Below are 18,539 nucleotides of genomic sequence, written 5' to 3' on the forward strand. Positions count from 1 at the left end.
ACGGCGTCGGTCACGGTTTTAATTTCGCGGCTAATGTACGATGGCAGGATGATGAAAACATAGCGTCGTGCGGCGTTTCCTGTCAGAGTTTTTGATGAACAGTTTTGATTTATCCTTTCTGAAATACCTTCAGGAACATAGCCCGGTTTATGTAGAGGATGCCGTACAACAATTCGGTAAAACACTCTCTACACTGAAACGCACGATGAAAGAAATCAACGAGCAGCTTGATCCCGCGTTTCATTTGCATATTGAAAATCAATCGATTGTCACCGCAATGGGCTATCGTGAGTACGTGTCATTTCTCGAAAACATTCACTTCAATCGTTATCTCACGAGCCCGGAAGAGCGGGTGCGCGATTTAACCGTGGCGCTGTGTTTGCAGAACATCGTCAATAAAAGTGATTATTACCAGAAATTCCACGTCAGCCCCGGCACCCTGAAAAATGACAATCAGGCGCTGATGACGTTTCTGCAGGCGAATAAACTTGCGGTGCAAAGTGTTCACCGACAAGGCTCCCGGCTTCAGGGGGATGAAATTTCATTGCGTATCGCCATTTGTCTCACCATTCTGAAAACGGTCGAAATTGGTGAGGACAACCAACTGGTGCAGCATTCCGCCAACGAACCCATTAATCGCTCGATCGCCTGTCAGTTTTTGCAGCAGTGCGAGAGGGAAATTCGTGAAGCCGCGGACATTTACTGTCAACGCATCGCTCCGCGCCTGACGTTGGGCTATAACGGTAAGAAATACTTTCTGGTGTATATGAGCATCGCCCTGCAGCGTACCGGGCGCGGACATTGCATTACCGACACCCATGCACTGGATTTCGTCACGGCGATGGATTTCAGTCTCCTTGCCTCACCTGCGGAAAACCGTTTTCTCGATTTGCTGCTCTCCTCGCTGTCATTCACCTGGCGGCCATTCACCTTGTATGACGTTCCGTTGATCGACAAGGTGCAGCGCTTTAGTCAGGCGATCGCCCCTTTTCTTCAGGCGACAATTAATAACCAGCAGGCCTGGTTCGGTGAGGTCTATCAGTTTATTTATACCGCCATCGTGCAGAACAAATTCAGTCTGTGGTTTGAGGATAAAAAACTGCACCATGTACGTGAGCACTATCCGGCGCTGTATCAGGGGGTCTGTGTGGAAGTGCGAGAAATTGAGCAAGCCTGGGCGGTGAATTTTTCCCCAGTGCATATTGCGACACTGGTGCTGATCCTGAAGAAATACGAGTTACAGAATCGCCTTCATGATGAAGTGAAAAAAAGGGTGGTGATCGTCACTAACTCATCAGAAAGCAAAGTCGGCTATTTTAAAGAAGTGCTTAAGTCATGGTTTCATATTGATATTGTGGCAAGCGTGAACATCAATGAAATACATCAGTTGCAGGATATCCCGTTCGATTTGCTATTAACCTTTACCAATAAGATTTCCAGTTATCTGCGTTACTACCAGTACGATTACGTCAAAGTGAGTTTTCATCTGACACAAGAAGATATCTCCACATTGCGTCAGATGGGTCTTTCACGGGCGAAGAAAAAAATCGCCATTGAAACATTTATTGAAGAGAGCAAGAACCTGGCGGACAGCGAGCTACGGCAGTATCTTGAAGCTCGCTATCCTGAGATCTTTATCTGACATCGGGTAACGGTTGGTGGACGCCGCGACACCACACATGAGTCAGATTTAACGCTTGATCAAGACAGAGAATATCCGCGTCTTTCCCCGCAGCCAGACTGCCTTTCTTTGATGCCACTCCCGCAAGCACCGCTGGGTTATGGCAGGCAATTTGCGCCACCGATTCCAGGCCTTTTTCCAGACGTCCGACGATATTTTTCACGGAATCCAGGAAATTCATTTCCAGCCCGGACACCACCGGCCAGTCATCCGGAGAGACCTGTTGGCACTCGCCATTCTTCGCGGTGATTTCCAGTTTCCCATGACGAATGCGAAACGTTTCCTGGCGTAAATAGTGATGAAATTCGTAACCCTCTGGAAAATCGGCATAGCCCATGCAATCACTCATGAGCACCAGCCGGCGATCCCCTTTCAGGCGATAGAGGATGTCAAAGGCCTGGGGTTTAATGGTGATTCCACTTTGTTTTGCCACTTCTGCGTACACGTCCGGGTAATACATCAACGCGCCCACGACACCCAACTCACGGTGATGGAAACCGCGCATGGCGCTGAAAGCATGGGTGAAGTGTTTCAAACCGGCGTCAATGGCGGCGGTAATCTGATCAAAGGTGGCATCGGTATGTCCGGCAGAAACCGTAATCCCTTTACCGTGTAAATAGCGGATAAAGGGCAGAGAGCCTTCCAGTTCCGGTGCCAGTGTGACCAGGCGTATATGTCCTCTTGCCTGCGCGTTAAACTGCTCAAAACCCTCAATCGACGGGGACTGCAGGCAATCAGCCCGCTGCATTCCCAGATGCTTAGGGTTGATCCACGGCCCTTCCATATGCACACCGATGACCTCTGCGCCATCCGATGGCTTCGCCGCTTCGAGATACTCAGCGGCGGCGGCTAAAGATGATTTCAGAAAATCGTCAGGCATGGTGCCGGAAGTCGCCAGATAAGATGTGACACCACTACTGACTAAATCGCGGCTCATGTTGACCAGCGAGGCATGATCGCCTTTATAGGCGAACGAGCCGCGCCCCCAGCCATGCACATGAATATCGACAAATCCGGGCATCAGGTAACTGCTGCCATAATCCGTGGCCGGGCCGGACCAGCTATCTTCAATGCCGAGGATAGTGCCGTTTTCAATGAGCAAATACCCGGCACGAATGCCATCTGGTGTCACAATATGCGTTGATTTTAGGGCCGTGACGTCACTCATTTATCACTCCTTTCTGGCAAAAACGGTGTGAGCCAGTTCCTCTGCCAACACCGCGCAAAGGCCGGTATAGGCAGCCGGATCAAGCAACTCACGGATTTCGTCATCAGTGAAGTTGTCGCGAATCACCGGCTCGTTGCGCAGCACACTGCCGTAATCCAACCCTTCATGAGTACTGCGCATCGCCATGGTGTAGACCAGTTCATGCGCCGGATCTTTCCCTAACCGTTCAACCAGGCTCATCATGATTTTTTCGCTGTTGATCAGACCGTGCGTCAGCATCACGTTTTGCTGCATACGCGATTTATCGACGATCAGAGTGCGGGTCAGTTCTTCAGCGCGAAGAACGATTTCTGCCATCAATTCAATGCTTTCTTGTAGGTTGGCATCAAAGATGAAATAGGCAGAACTGTCGGCCTCAAACGGACGCGGACAGACGTACAATGACGATGTCATCACGGCATACAGTCGCTGGGCGTTCGCTATAATTCCCTTCGCCAGTTTCGGGTTCACTTTTTGCGGCATCGTGCTGCTGCCGACAGTACCTTTGGCAAAGGCTTCTGACACTTCACCAAACTCCTCGCTGGATGTCTGATAAACCTCTTCGGCAATTTTGTGGAAGGTGGTGGCAAGCAGGCACAAATTGCTGATGTATTCGGCGCGATAGACTCGTGCATTGCGGGAAGGCACGCGCATTGGGTGCATATCCAGCGCTTCTGCGACCAGATCCTGCACCTGCCGCCCCGGTTCTCCGGTGGCGTGGAAGGCGCCCACTGCACCTCCCATCATCACGGTAAAGACGCGTTTTTCCGCTTCTTGCATCCGTTCAACGGCACCCAGAAGCTCGTAAATCCATACCGACACCTTGTAACCGTAGGTAATTGGCAGGGCATGTTTTCCGTGGGTGCGTCCCGCCATCAGGGTGTCTTTGTGTTGCAGGGCAAGGTTTGCCAGGTTCTCAAGCGTGGCATCCACAAAGCTCATCAGCTGCTGGTGGAACTGTTTCACCAACAGGAGATGCGCGGTTTGTTGGATGTTTTGAGTCGTCACCCCGTAGTGCACATATTTGCCGCTTTCTTCATCGCACGCTTTGACCAGCACTTTAATCACCGGTACAAATCCGTGCCCGATTTCCCGCAGCAGGCGCTCGACTTCTGCCAGGTCAATACGGTCAAGCTGACAGTTTTCGGCGATATTTTTTGCCGCTGAAGCAGGAATAATGCCGACCTTAGCCTGTGCCGTCGCCAGCGCAGCCTCCACATCAAGCCAGGACTGAACCCGGGCTTCGTGGGTAAACAAGGCTTTCATTCCTTTGTCATCAATGGTTTTACTTTTTGAATCATAAAGTGCGCGCATGGTTATTTCTCCTGTTTGGCCATGGCATCGTCCACCGCGTTGCGGACGAACTCAACATGAGGGCCAAAAACAACATGAATATGGTTACTGGACGGAATAAAGGTTCCCAGCGCTCCCGCTTCTTTCAGAATCGCCATATCCAGTTTCTTTTGGTCGGCAAGATCGATACGCAAACGTGATACGCAGTTCTCGACGCGTTTAATATTGCTTTTGCCACCAAGACCTTCCACGACCAGAGCGGCGACTTTGTCGTACTCTTTATTGTTCAAGAGGGTGCTGTCGCCCATGTCACTTTCGCGGCCCGGCGTTTTAATGTCGAACTTGCGAATGGCGAAACGGAAGACAAAGTAGAACACCACAAAGTTAACGATGCCCAGCAGAATGAGGTTGAGCCACTGAGTGTGTTCATACATCAGACCAAAGATGCCAAAGTCAAAAATAGTGCCACGAATATAGCCCACGGAAACATCAAGCATCTGTAGTGGGATAGTCAGCAGACCACACAGCACGGCGTAAACAATAAACAGCTTCGGCGCAATAAACAGGAAGGAGAATTCCAGTGGTTCGGTGACATTTCCGAGCACCGCAGTTAATACCACCGTCAGGATCATGCCTTTGGCGAACTTTCTGTTCTTCATGTAGGCCATGTGGTACATCGCCAGACCGATAGCAGGAACACGGAACAAGGTTGTCAGCATTTGCGAAGACGCAAGATAGCTGGTCAGCGTTGGCATATATTCTTTCCACGCTGGATGGTTTGGTCCTAACTCAAACAGGATTTTATTCATTGCCGGCAGGATACCGACATAAGTTTGCCCATCAATTAAGTAGGTCCCACCGGCTGCGGTAAAGCGAACGGTAGAGCTTAAAACATGGTGTAAACCGAAGGGGATTAACAGACGATTGAGCGTCATATAGATCCCGGCACCAATATCCGGCGCCATCATGACCGTCGAAAGGCTGTTCATTCCGGCGGTAAACAGATCCCAGATGAAGGGAATGGCCAGGCCGACAGGGATGGTAAAAGCAATGGATAAAATGGCGACGGATTTTTTACCGCTGAAAAAGGCAAAGGCCAGCGGTAACTGTAAACGGTAATATTTATCCGTCACTTTTGCCGCCAGGAGGCCGGCGATGATGCCGCCAAGAGCCTCGATCTTCAACGTCTGGATCCCCAGCACCATGCCTTGCCCAACCAGCGATAAATCTCCTTTCGCAAGCTGGCCTGCCAGTTTTAAGTGCACGTGCATTGAAATCAACAGCGTGAGGTAGGCCACAACAGAGGCAAAAACGGCGATACCTTTTTCTTTTTTAGACATGCCATAAGCGACACCCATCGCAAAAAGCAGAGGGATATTTTGGAATACCACGCTGCTGATTAAACCAAGCGATGAGAGCAAGTCTTTAAAAATGGCGTTACCTAAAAAAGGTAACTTTTCAATCATATAGTTCTGGCCCAGCGCGCTACAAATGCCCATAACCATGCCGACAGGTGCCAGCACAGCAATAGGTAATAGCAACGACCGTCCGAACGTTTGTATTTCATTCTTAAAATTAGCGTTCATAGACTCATCCTGAAGTGTTGTCTTCGATACATAAGACACGTTATCGGCATGAGCGAGCAAGGCCAAAAACTGGGCTGATTCAGGCGCAAGATTTGCCCCTAACATTGGTGGAGCAGAAATCCATCGGTGCCCACTCCAGTCCCTATATAACGGGTCATATATTCCCGAATATACGCCAGGTTCAAAATGATGACGGGACGCTGACGATGAAAAGTATTCGTGGGAAAACGTTGATAGTCATCGTGTGATATTTTACTAAATATATCTCGGTCTTTATATTCATCTTGTGAATATAAAGCATATTTAACGACTGTTATTACAAATCTAATTCCTTGATGTTTTTGATTTATATTACTTGGTTTTGTTGAGTAACTATATGAATTTATTTTGTTTTTTAAATATATAAAAACCGTAAAGGTTATTTTTTTAAAACTGACCCCATGATTTTTTTGCTGTCAATCACGTCTGCTCATTTTTAGGAGTTTGCATTCATATATTATCTGAAACACTGTGGTAATATTTAGAAATAAGTTCACGGGTTATTTTGATTTTTTGCTGTAAGTCGTTTTAAAAACTCACTCTCGCTGATTAATTATTTAACAGGAAGTTAATGTGCGTATTTCTTTTACAACGTTATTCTTTGCGTTGGGATGTTTATTGCTATCAGCAAGCGGTTATTCCGCCCCGGGAGACCAGGAATTAATACGTCAGCAGGAAAACCAGCGTGCGCGTGAAGCCGCTTTAGCCCCCGAAACTCCTGATGTGCGGCTTTCTGCGCCGTCGTCTTCTTCTGGCAGGTTACAGTTTCCGAAAGAAACCCCGTGTTTCCCAATAAATACCGTTGAACTGCAAAACCGCCGTTCACTTCCGCACTGGTTACCGTTGCAAAAGATCGCCAACCAGGCCAATGGGCAGTGCTTAGGTTCCGGCGGTATTAACCTGCTGATGAGCGCCCTGCAAAATCGCCTGATCGACAGCGGATATGTCACCTCCCGCGTGGTGGCTCCCCAACAGGATTTGACGAAAGGCTCCCTCATGCTTGCCCTCGTGCCGGGCAACATTCGCCATGTGGTTCTTACCCCGCAAAGCGGCCATTACGTCACTCGTTTCACCGCATTCCCGGCGCATGAAGGCAACCTGCTGGATTTGCGCGATATAGAACAGGGGTTGGAAAACTTACAGCGCGTGCCGACGGTACAAGCCAGCATGGAAATCGTGCCGGGTGAAAAACCGGGCGAAAGTGATATCGCCCTGAGCTGGCAGCAAAGCAAAATGTGGCGTGTGGGGGCATCGCTTGATGACTCCGGCTCGCGCAGCACCGGGCGCTATCAGGGCGGGGTGACCGTTTACGGCGATAACCTGCTGAGTCTGAGCGACACACTTTATCTTTCCGCTGGCAGCTCACTGCATGCGCCGGAAGGCAAAGGTACCCACAACTACACCGGACAGTACTCCCTGCCATTCGGCTATTGGGCAACCAGCCTGACGGCCAGTAACAACAGTTATTATCAGACGGTGGCCGGTTTAAATGGTGATATTCGCTACAGCGGTGAAAGCAATAATATCGACTGGCAGTTAAGCCGTGTGCTGCACCGCAACGCCAGCCAGAAGACCTCTTTCACTTACGATGTGATTGCCCGCGATTCAAAAAACTTCGTCAACGGCACCGAAGTTGACGTACAGCGTCGTCAGACTGCCGCCTGGAAAATCGGTTTACAACATCGTCATTATATTGATGCCGCCACACTTGATGCCGGTATCAGCTACCAACGCGGCACGTGCTGGTTTGGCGCCATTCCTGCCTCCGAAGAGTATTACGGTGAGGCGACGGCACTGAGCAAAATCATCCAACTTAATGCCCAGCTTGATGCGCCTTTTGTACTGGCCGCGCAGAACTTCCGTTACAACGTGCAGTACCTGCGCCAGATGAGCAACACCCCACTTACGCCGCAGGATCAGTTCTCTATTGGCGGGCGCTGGACGGTACGCGGTTTCGATGGCGAACGCACGCTGAGCGCCGACCGCGGCTGGACGGTGCGCAATGAACTCGCCTGGCAGACTCCAGTTCCGAATCACCAGCTTTATCTCGGCGTCGACTACGGTGAAATCGGCGGCCACGGCAGCGAGTACAACCTCGGTAACCATCTGGCGGGCGGCGCGGTGGGTCTGCGCGGTGGTCTGTGGGGTGCCAGTTACGACACGTTTGTGGGTATCCCGCTTTCTAAACCCGACGGTTTTACGACCGATCCGGTCACGCTCGGCTTCAACCTGAACTGGCAGTACTGAGATGCGCATTAACGGATTTGATGTGATTGCACCGGGTGTGCTCGGTGGGGAAGCCAGCTCAGCTGAAGTACTGGGTGCCGCGCTCTGGCTGTGGATGCATTCAGAATTCCATCGCGAACTGGCACTGGAAACACTGCCTGCCATACTGCTGCCGATTATCGAAAAGCAGCAGTATCTGCTGGCCTGCGAAAACGGCAAACCGGTTTTTTTCCTGAGCTGGATGTGGATGGACGAAGACGCCGAGCGGCGTTATCTGGAAGCGCCTGGAATCATGACGCAGGAACGTGACTGGTTCAGCGGCCCGCGTCTGTGGCTGCGCGACTGGGTCGCCCCTTTCGGGCATACCTCCGCCATGAAACGCCTGGTGACGGAGTACCTGTTTCCGGAGCACTGCATGCGCGCGCTCTGGCACCGTGGCGTGACGCACGGCAAATGCGTCAAAAATTTTCGCGGCGCGAAAGTCAGCCAGCAACAGGCTGAAGACTGGCGCACCGCACACCCTCTGACTGTTTCAATAAATGAATTCCCGGCAAGGACGCTACCATGAACAAGAACCTTTATCGCATTGTCTTTAACAAAGCACGTGGCATGTTGATGGTGGTGGCTGATATTGCAGCATCAGGGCGCGCCTCGTCCGGCCCGTCCTCCGGTGTCGGGCATACGCTTTCACAGCGTGTCAGCTCTCTGTCCCGCCTTAACTTCAGCCTGTTACTGGCGCTGGGCTGCGTAAGTGTTTCCGTGCAGGCGGGGATCGTTGCAGACGGCGCCGCACCTGGAAATCAGCAGCCGACGATTATTAACAGCGCCAACGGCACGCCGCAGGTGAATATTCAGTCACCCAACGGCAACGGCGTTTCCCATAACAAATACAGCCAGTTCGATGTCGATGGCCAGGGCGCGATCCTCAATAACTCGCACAATGCCACACAAACGCAACTGGGCGGCATGGTTAACGGCAACCCGTGGCTGGCAAAAAGCGAAGCAAAAATCATCCTTAACGAGGTGAACTCGCGCAATCCCAGCCAGCTTAACGGGGTGCTGGAAGTCGCGGGTAAAAAGGCACAAATCATTATCGCCAACCCGGCGGGTATCAGTTGCGATGGCTGTGGTTTTATCAACGCCAACCGCACCACGCTGACCACGGGCAACCCGCAGCTCACCAACGGTCAAATCACCGGCTACGACGTGCGGCAGGGGGAAATTGTTATCCAGGGGCGCGGCATGGACAGCACCTCCCAGGACAGCACCGATATCATTGCCCGTGCGGTAAAAGTGAACGCCGGGATCTGGGCGAACGACCTGAAGGTCACTGCTGGCAGCAATGTGGTGGACGCTGTCCATGAGAACATCAGCAAGACCGCGTCGGATGCCAGCACTCGCCCACAACTGGCGGTAGATGTATCGCAGCTCGGTGGTATGTACGCAGGCAAAATCCGCCTTATCGGCACTGAAAGCGGTGTTGGCGTACGCAATGCGGGCACGATTGGTGCTTCCGCTGGCAGTGTGACGATCACCGCGGACGGGCGCATCGAAAACAGCGGTGCGGTGAGCAGTGCTCAGGATTTAGCGGTGAGCGCGTCCAGTGGCATTCAGAACAGCGGCACGCAGTACGCTGCCGGTAACACCACGCTACGCACTCCGGCAGACATCATTAATAGTGGCACGATTGCCGCCGCGCACGAGACAAACATTTCCGCGGGCAGCCTCAATAGCACCACTTCAGCCGTGTTGGCCGCCGGTTTGAACAGCGACGGTAAACTGGGCAGCAGCGGCAACCTGACGCTCTCCACCACCGGCCAGCTGAGTGCTCACGGGCAGAACCTCGCCGCAACGACCCTCAATGCGCAAGGCGCTGATGTCGATTTAAGTCAGAGCCAGACCTGGGCGCGTGACATTAACGCGACCGCGACAAGCGGCAATCTCAGCACCGCCCAGGGCAATATCGCGGCGGCGCAAACTCTCACACTGAATACCAACGGCCTGTTGAACAACGACGGTGGCAAGCTGGAAGCTGACCGCTTGCTACTTGGTGGCAGCACGCTCTCTAACCAGAGTGGCGTCATTAATCAACTCGGTGAACAGGATCTTTCGCTTACCCAGAACATCGCCATCAATAACAACGGTGGCACGATTGCCAGCAACGGTAACAACCTCACGCTCAGCACCGCAAAACTGACCAACCAGCAGGGCACGGTTATCCATGCAGGACGCGGAAAATTAACCCTGAATGCCGCGCAGATGGATGCCACCGGCGGCACGCTCGCTTCCAATGGTGCACTGGATTTGCAGGGTAAAAATCTGGTGCTGGACAGTGCAATCACTCAGGCTGACAGCATTACGGTGGCAGCCGACAGCCTGTCGCACCACGCCGGCACAATGACGCAGACCGGGCTGGGCAACATGGCGGTAAACGTCAGCGGCGGGCTGGATAACAGCCAGGGCAACATGGCCTCGAGCGGAGATTTCACTCTCACGGCAGGCAGTGTGAACAACCACCAGGGGCAATTGCTTTCCGCGGGCAATACGTTCGCGCTCACCAGCACCGGAGACGTCGATAACCGCAGCGGATTTATCGCCGCCAGTGGTGCTCTCAATGTCAGTAGCCGCGGGCTGGATAACAGCGCCGGATTAATGCAAAGCGGCAGCACCTTCACGCTCGATACCCACGGCGGCACGCTGATTAACCAGAACAGCGGCGACCAGGGCGGCATTGTCAGTCTGGGCGATTTATGGCTTAACAGCGGCAATGTCCAAAACCAGCACGGCACGGTCTACAGCGGCGGCAACGCCTGGCTTTCCACTGGGAGCTGGAACAACACCGCAGGGCAGATGGCCTCGGTGAATGCTCTCACCTGGGGCGGCCAGACGCTGCTCAACGATAACGGCGGCGTGATACAAAGCGGCGGCAATTTGACGCTGGATACTCATGGGGCCGCGCTCAGCAACACCAACAGCGGCGCGTCAGGTGGCATTGTCGGTGGCGGTGATGTGCAGATCTCAGCTGGTGAGGTGAATAACCAGTCCGGCACCGTATACAGCGCCAACCATGTTCAGCTCACCACGGGGCGTTGGAACAATATCGCCGGGCAGATGGTTGGTGTCAGCGGGCTGAACTTCAGCGGCGGCGAACTCCTTAACGATAACGGCGGTCTGATCCAGAGCGGTGGCGCACTGGACCTGGACACCCATGGCGCACAACTGAGCAACACCCTGGAGGGCAATATTGTCAGCCAGGGCGATTTACGGCTCACGGCAGGTAATGTGAACAACCAGTCTGGCACGGTGTACAGCGGCTCAAATGCCTCGCTCACCACTGGGAGCTGGGACAATACCGCAGGGCAACTGGCGGGTGTCGGTTTGCTCAATTACAGCGGCAGTGAGTTAAGGAATGACAACGGCGGTCTGATCCAAAGTGGCGGCAATTTGGCGCTCGACACCCATGGTGCAGCACTCAGCAATACCGAAAACGGCACGATCTCAAGCGGCAATGATTTACAGATTACCTCCGGTAATGTGAACAACCAGTCCGGTGTGGTTTACAGCGCGGGCAATGCGCGGCTTGCCACCGGAAGCTGGGATAACACCGCCGGTCTGCTGGCAGGCGTGGGGTCGCTGACTTACAGCGGTAGCACGTTGCTGAACGATAACGGCGGCGCGGTGCAAAGCGGCGGTGACCTGCTGCTTGATACCCACGGTGCGTTGCTTAGCAACACGAATAGCGGCGAGTCTGGCGGTATCACCAGCCAGGGCAACATGACGCTTAACAGCGGTACGCTGAATAACGGGATCGGCACGATTATCAGCAATCAGCAACTTGCGCTGAACACCGCAGAGGTGAACAACGACGCGGGTTTGCTGGTGGCTTTGCAGGGGCTGACGGCATCAACTGACGCACTCAGTAACCACGGCGGCGCTATCCAGTCGGGCGCGGATTTAAACTGGAACACGCACGGCTTTAACCTGAACAACCTCGACGGCTTAATCAGCGCACAGAACAGCTTGGCCATGAACACCGGTGAGGTGAACAACCAGCAGGGGCTGCTGACCAGCGGCGGAGATTTCACCCTCACCAGTGGCAACCTTGATAACCGCAACGGGCAAATTGCCGGAAAAAGTGACCTGACGCTAAACACCACCGGCATTAACAACCAGCACGGCGCCCTGCAGGCGCTGGGCGATATGGCGCTCAACGCCACGAATGCGATTATCGACAACACGGCGGGGCTGATTCAGAGCGCACAGCAGGTGCTGATGAATGCCGCGCAGGTGATAAACCAGGACACCCACAGCGACGACCAGTCGCTGGGTATTCAGGGCGGCGACATTCTGATGACCGCCGACACGCTCAATAACCTGAACGGTGATGTGCTGGCAAATAACACAGTCGGCCTGAATCTCACCGGGCTGTTTAATAACAGCAACGGCCTGATCACGGCGATGGATCTGGCGAAAATCCGGGCCGGAGAGGTGATTAACCGCCAGGGTGATATTGAAGCGGGCAATGGCCTGACTCTCGACAGCACCAGCCTGACGGGGGATGGCAAACTGCTTTCTCTGGGCGATATGCACATCGGGCTTGCCAGCGATTTCACCAACGTGGGAACGATTCAGGCAAACGGCAATCTGGACTTCACCACCACCGGCAGTGTCACCAACCAGAATCTGATGCAGGCGGGTGATACTTTCACGTTTAACGCCGCGTCACTCAATAACACCGTGGACGGGGAACTGAGCGCGGGCACGCTGGATGTCAACGTCAGCGGTACGCTCACTAACCGTGGCCTGCTGGATGGTTACAACACCCATCTGAGCGCGCAGACGCTGAACAACATTGGCACCGGACGTATCTACGGCGACTGGCTGTCGATTGACGCCCGCACGCTCAACAACATCGCTGAAGGCGGTATGGCGGCGACCATTGCTGCCCGTCAGCAACTGGATCTTGGCGTCGGCATACTCAATAACCGCGACCACGCCCTGATTTACAGCGACGGGAATATGTACCTCGGTGGCCATCTTGATGAGAACTGGCTGGCCACCGGACAGGCCGTCACCGTGAATAACCACAGTGCGACCATTGAATCCGCAGGCAATATGACGTTGAACGTTGCCACGCTCAACAACGTCAATGACCACTTCACCACCGAAAATGTGGTGGTGTCTCAGGAGCATATTTCCGAGTACAACGTCGACCGTCTCGGCAGTCAGCTTTATAACGATAACGACTACGACATCAGCATCTACAAGGATGAGACCTGGATAATCTGTATCGAAGGAGTTCTCTGTCACAACACCGCTGGCGACAAGTTCACCCACTATGACTACACCCGCACCATCACCGAAGACCGCGTACTGGAAAGTGACCCCGGCCAGATTATTGCGGGCGGTTCGCTGACGATTAATGCCGGGGATGTGCTTAACGACAAGAGCCAGATTGTCGCGGGCGGCAACCTCAACATCAACGCCACGAACCTGAATAACGTGGAAGTGGCAGGCGAGCGCACCATCACCGATGACGGTACCGCCACGCGCTACAAACGTAAGCAAAGCAAAGGCGGCGACTCCCCGAGCGTGAAAACCTCGGACTATACGCCTCCGGCCATCATCCAGGAGATCAGCCTCAACGCCAGCACGGTGGCAGACCACAGCCAGGCAGGCGGCAGTGGCCTGACGATAGATGCGCGGCAGGATACCTCAGTCACCGGTACTATTCAGGGTGGCGGCAGCCTCAGTCTCAGTGACATTGCCGGGCCAAACGGCGCGGGCGCGATGACTACAGGTCCGGTCGGCTCGGTGACCATTCCCGGCATCAACGGCGGCCCGTCCATGAGTCTGTCGCCTGGCAAAACCTTCGAAGTGAACCTGCCGGGCGACAGCCAGGTGGTGCGCATGGTCGGGCCGAACACCCGTATCCCGGACAACAGCCTGTTCAAATCGCATCCCGAGAGTAACAGCCCTTACTTAGTTGAAACCGACCCGCGCTTCACCAACCAGAAGCAGTGGCTCAGCTCCGATTACATGATGCAGGCGTTTATCACCGACCCGAACAATATCCAGAAGCGTCTTGGCGATGGTTTCTACGAGCAGCGCCTGATCCGCGAACAGGTGGTGGCACTGACCGGGCAGCGTTACATCGGCGACACGCAAAGTGACGAAGAGCAGTACAAAATGCTGATGAATAACGGCATCGCTTTTGGGCAGAAGTGGGGCCTGAAACCGGGCGTGGAGCTGACGCCGGAGCAGATGAGTGCACTGACATCCGATATCGTCTGGATGGTAAGCCAGACCGTGCAGTTACCTGACGGCAGCACCCAGCAGGTACTGGTGCCGCAGGTGTATGCGAAGGTGAAAGCGGGCGACCTTGACGGCAGCGGCGCGCTGCTTGCCGGGCGCAACGTCAATCTCAATTTGAGCGGCGACCTGACCAACAGCGGGCGTATCAACAGCAAGGACAGCACGCAGATACTGGCGAACAACATCAACAACCTCGGCGGCATCATCAGCGGCAACGATGTGGCACTCCAGGCGCGTACCGACATCAACAATATCGGTGGCACCATTAAAGGGGGCGACAGCCTGCTGGCCATCGCCGGGCGCGACATCAACGTCACCACCACCACGCGCAGTGCCGTCAGCACCGACGGCAACTTTGGCCGCACCAGCATTGACCGCATCGGCAGCCTGTCGGTAACCAACGACGGCGGCTTCCTGGGCGTTCAGGCCGGGCGTGATGTGAACCTGACGGCGGCGCTGGTCAGCAACGGTGGCGCAGACAGTCAGACCACGATTATCGCGGGTAACAACCTGAACCTGAACACGGTGCAAACCGGTAGCCATGACAATCTGAGCTGGGGCAGCGACGACTGGCTGAAGCGCTCGCAGAGCGGTGATACCGGTACGGTCATTCAGGGCGGCGGTAACGTCTCGATGGGCGCGGGCAATGATGTGAATATCACCGCGGGCAACGTCTCGGCGAACCAGCAACTGACCATCCAGGCGGGTAACGACCTGAATATCGTCAACGGTACGTCGTCCGACAGCTTCGAGCAGTATACGAAGCAGACGGGCAGTAGCAGTATGACCTCGAAAACCACCACGGTTGACCATAACAGTGAGAGTAACCAACTGGCGGTGGGCAGCCAGCTGGACGGCGAGGGCGTGACGCTTTCAGCCGGACACGACCTGTTTATTCAGGGAAGCCAGGTGGCGGGCAGCCAGGATGTCAACCTGATTGCCGGGAATAACCTCACCGTCACCACGGCGACGGAACAGCACGACGAGATGCATCAGCATCAGGAGAAAAAATCGGGCTTAAGCGGCACCGGCGGTATCGGCATCAGCTACGGCACCACCGATGTGAAAACCACCGACACCGGGACATCACTGACCAGCGCAGGCAGTACGGTGGGCAGCATTAACGGTGATGTGAATATGGTGGCGGGCAACGGCCTGACCATCAAAGGCTCGGACGTGCTGGCAGGGAACAACATTGCCCTGCAGGGTAAACAGGTCGATATCCTGGCGGCAGACAATGAAACCAGCTCAAAACACACTGTCGAGCAGAGCAGCAGCGGGCTGACACTGGCGCTCTCCGGCACGGTGGGCAGCGCGATTAACCAGGCGGTGACCAGCGCGAACACCGCCAACCAGGAAAAAGACAGCAATGGCCGCATGGCGGCACTCGACGGCATGAAGTCGGTGCTCAGCGGTGTGCAGGCATATCAGGGCGCGGAGCTGAACCAGGCCCAGGGCGGTGATCCTGCTGCCATGATTGGCGTCAACCTCTCTTACGGCAGCCAGTCGTCGAAATCTGAACAGACGCAGACCAACCACGACAGTCAGGGCAGCACGATCCAGGCGGGGAACAACCTCAGCATTAAAGCGACGGACAGCGATATCAACGTCACCGGCAGCCAGATACGCGCCGGAAACGACATCACACTAGATGCGGCACGCGATGTGAACCTGATTTCAGCCGAAAACACCCATCAGCTCGACGGTAAAAACGAGAGCCACGGTGGCTCGGTAGGTGTGGGGATTAACTTTGGCGGCGGCAGCAACGGTATCTCGGTGAACGCCAGCGTCAACAAGGGTAAAGGTAGCGAAACCGGCAACGGCACCACGCATACCGAAACCACGATAGATGCCGGTAACCATCTCACCGTTATCAGCGGACGCGACACCACGCTGACGGGGGCACAAATCAGCGGCGATAAAGTGACGATGGACGTGGGCCGTAACCTGACGCTGACCAGTGAAAAGGACTCTGACCAGTACGACTCGAAGCAGCAGAACGCCAGCGCGGGCGGCAGTGTGAGCATGGGCGGCGGGTCCGGGTCAGTGAATCTGAGCCAGGACAAAATGCACAGCAACTACGAGGCGGTGCAGGAGCAGACGGGTATCTACGCCGGAAAAGGTGGCTTTGATATCACGGTAGGTGAACACACCCAGCTTAACGGCGCGGTGATCAGCAGCACGTCGGGGCCGGAGAACAACCTGCTCGACACCGGAACATTAGGCTTCAGCAATATCGACAACCACGCGGAATACAGCGTGGAGCACCAGAGTGTGGGCATCAGCAGCGGTGGCAGTTACGGCGACCAGTTCCTGGGCAACATGGCGAACGGCCTGCTGGTGGGTGCGAACGGAGAAGGCAGCGCAGACTCGACCACCTCGTCGGCGATAAGCGGTGGAACCATAACCATCCGCGATAAAGACAAACAGACACAGAATGTCGACGACCTGAGCCGTGATGTGGCGAACGCCAATCCGGGGCTGGACACGATATTTGACAAGGAAAAAGAGCAGCGCCGGTTGCAGGAAATCCAGGCGATAGGGGAGATAGGCAGTCAGGCGGCAGATATCGTGCGGACGCAGGGGAAGATAGAAGCGACGAACGCCGCCAACGAGAAGATGAAAACCGTCACACCGGAACAGCGGGACGCAGCGAAAGCACAGTGGCAGAAGGAGCATCCGGGTAAAACAGTCACGGATAGTGATATCGACGGTCAGCTGTATCAGAACGCGTATAACGAGGCGTTTAACAGTTCGAAGTATGGTACGGGTGGCAGTATTCAGCAGGGGTTACAGGCGGCAACTTCCGTGGTTCAGGGGCTGTTAGGCGGTGATATCGGCAAGGCACTTGCAGGAGGCATGAACCCGTATATTGCCGATCTGATTCACGACCAGACCATGAATGCCGATGGCTCTGTGAATATGGAAGCGAATGCGATGGCGCACGCCATCTGGGGCGCCATTGCCGCAGAGGCTAGTGGGAATAGTGCGCTGGCAGGTGCCTCGGGTGCGGTCAGTGGTGAACTGATGGCGCGATATATTGCCGGCGAGATGTATCCGGGTGTCGATCCGAAAGATCTGACGGAAGAGCAGAAGCAAACCTTGTCTGCGTTGGGCACACTGGCGGCGGGGCTTGCAGGCGGACTGGCTGGCGACAGTACTTCCGATGCAGTTGCAGGCGCACAGGCCGGGAAGAACTCGCTCGAGAATAACTATCTGAGCGCTGACCAAACCACCTCATGGCTTGAAAAATATAAATCAGCCTCGACGGATGCAGAGCGTCAAAGACTGGTGGATGTTGCCAGTAAGGCTGATGCAGCTCAGCAAGAAAAGGCGATGAAAACATCAATCACAAAAGATTATCTGACTCAACAACAGGACGATCTGATCAAATTGATGCAATCACCCGGTTGTGACGCAGCCTGTCAGAAGCTGGCGCAATACAGCATTAACCAACTCACCCCGATCATTGATAATTACGATGAGTTGCAGATGGGGAATAATTTGCCTAAAGCGGCTATAGCGACCATTTCCCTGGCTATACCAGTCCTGGGTAGGGCTGTATCTCCTGGTATCGCTGAATGGGCAGGTAGCTCAACTCTAGTCAATCGCGGAATTGCAGCTGGGGCCGCAGGTACGGCAAATGCTGGCATGCAGGGGTACAACATCTATAAGGATCCTACAAAAGAATTTAGCTGGGCCAGTTTTGGGTCCGCTGTAGTTGTTGGTGGTGTTACAAGTGATATGGGTCTGAAAGGGACCGTCGCGTGGAATACTGCTGGCGCTGGAATATCCAGTGTTATTGACGGGCAATCGCCATGGCTACCAATGGTGGGTGGATTTGCTGGATCTTATGTAGGATACAAAGCAACCGAAATAATATTGCCGTATGCAAATAAGGCACTTAATCCTTGGTCTAATGGGTTCAATGAGAAGTTTAATCCGTATATGCCATCAATATCAGCACCGGCCTCTCGTTCGCCATGGCCTACAGTCGTTGGTGATATAACTGGTTCAGCGTCGGCAGAATATACCAATAAAAAAGCTGGCGATATCGGTAATGTTATTTTTGATGGAGGCTGGAAATGAAACTGATGAAGTATTTTTTATTTTTGATTTTCGCTTATTCATTAGTGCTGTCACTGCTTTTCCTAGGTTTAAATGTAGCAGTTTCATTGTTTTTTTTAATGAA

At 54.1% G+C, this 18,539-nt stretch carries 7 protein-coding genes; 4 read left to right on the forward strand and 3 right to left on the reverse strand.

Annotated features, from left to right (window positions below):
* Positions 1-67: 67 nt before the first annotated feature.
* Complete coding sequence (locus tag BSPA111_RS15835) at positions 68-1,642, forward strand: helix-turn-helix domain-containing protein (RefSeq protein ID WP_255459294.1); 1,575 nt, start codon at positions 68-70, stop codon at positions 1,640-1,642.
* Here the strand turns inward: BSPA111_RS15835 and nagA are convergent.
* The 3 genes from nagA to BSPA111_RS15850 are packed head-to-tail and all read right to left on the reverse strand — an operon-like array spanning position 1,635 to position 5,767.
* A complete protein-coding gene (nagA, locus tag BSPA111_RS15840; RefSeq protein ID WP_183272117.1) occupies positions 1,635-2,849 on the reverse strand; it encodes an N-acetylglucosamine-6-phosphate deacetylase in 1,215 nt (404 codons plus the stop codon). The two genes, BSPA111_RS15835 and nagA, sit on opposite strands and share 8 nt — an antisense overlap.
* 3 nt (positions 2,850-2,852) lie before the next feature.
* Complete coding sequence (locus BSPA111_RS15845) at positions 2,853-4,202, reverse strand: adenylosuccinate lyase family protein (RefSeq protein ID WP_183272118.1); 1,350 nt, start codon at positions 4,200-4,202, stop codon at positions 2,853-2,855.
* Positions 4,203-4,204: 2 nt separating this feature from the next.
* Complete coding sequence (locus BSPA111_RS15850) at positions 4,205-5,767, reverse strand: PTS transporter subunit EIIC (RefSeq protein ID WP_183272119.1); 1,563 nt, start codon at positions 5,765-5,767, stop codon at positions 4,205-4,207.
* Between the two features lie 645 nt (positions 5,768-6,412).
* Between BSPA111_RS15850 and BSPA111_RS15855 the strand changes: the two genes are divergently transcribed.
* The 3 genes from BSPA111_RS15855 to BSPA111_RS15865 are packed head-to-tail and all read left to right on the forward strand — an operon-like array spanning position 6,413 to position 18,436.
* Positions 6,413-8,053: a ShlB/FhaC/HecB family hemolysin secretion/activation protein gene (locus BSPA111_RS15855; protein WP_373925639.1), complete on the forward strand. Its 1,641-nt coding sequence runs from the start codon at positions 6,413-6,415 to the stop codon at positions 8,051-8,053.
* A gap of 1 nt (position 8,054) precedes the next feature.
* Positions 8,055-8,600: a toxin-activating lysine-acyltransferase gene (locus BSPA111_RS15860; protein WP_183272121.1), complete on the forward strand. Its 546-nt coding sequence runs from the start codon at positions 8,055-8,057 to the stop codon at positions 8,598-8,600.
* Entirely contained in the window at positions 8,597-18,436 is a 9,840-nt protein-coding gene (locus BSPA111_RS15865) for a hemagglutinin repeat-containing protein (protein ID WP_183272122.1), read from the forward strand. Before BSPA111_RS15860 ends, BSPA111_RS15865 begins: the two co-directional genes overlap by 4 nt.
* Positions 18,437-18,539 lie beyond the last annotated feature (103 nt).

This window comes from Buttiauxella sp. A111 (assembly GCF_014189855.1).
In the GTDB taxonomy this organism is placed as follows: domain Bacteria; phylum Pseudomonadota; class Gammaproteobacteria; order Enterobacterales; family Enterobacteriaceae; genus Buttiauxella; species Buttiauxella selenatireducens.

Excerpts from the sequence above, each read along its gene's own strand:
- BSPA111_RS15860 (WP_183272121.1), top strand. The coding sequence starts at position 8,055 with ATGCGCATTAACGGATTTGATGTGATTGCACCGGGTGTGCTCGGTGGG.
- BSPA111_RS15865 (WP_183272122.1), top strand. The coding sequence starts at position 8,597 with ATGAACAAGAACCTTTATCGCATTGTCTTTAACAAAGCACGTGGCATG.
- BSPA111_RS15845 (WP_183272118.1), bottom strand. The coding sequence starts at position 4,202 with ATGCGCGCACTTTATGATTCAAAAAGTAAAACCATTGATGACAAAGGA.
- BSPA111_RS15850 (WP_183272119.1), bottom strand. The coding sequence starts at position 5,767 with ATGAACGCTAATTTTAAGAATGAAATACAAACGTTCGGACGGTCGTTG.
- nagA (WP_183272117.1), bottom strand. The coding sequence starts at position 2,849 with ATGAGTGACGTCACGGCCCTAAAATCAACGCATATTGTGACACCAGAT.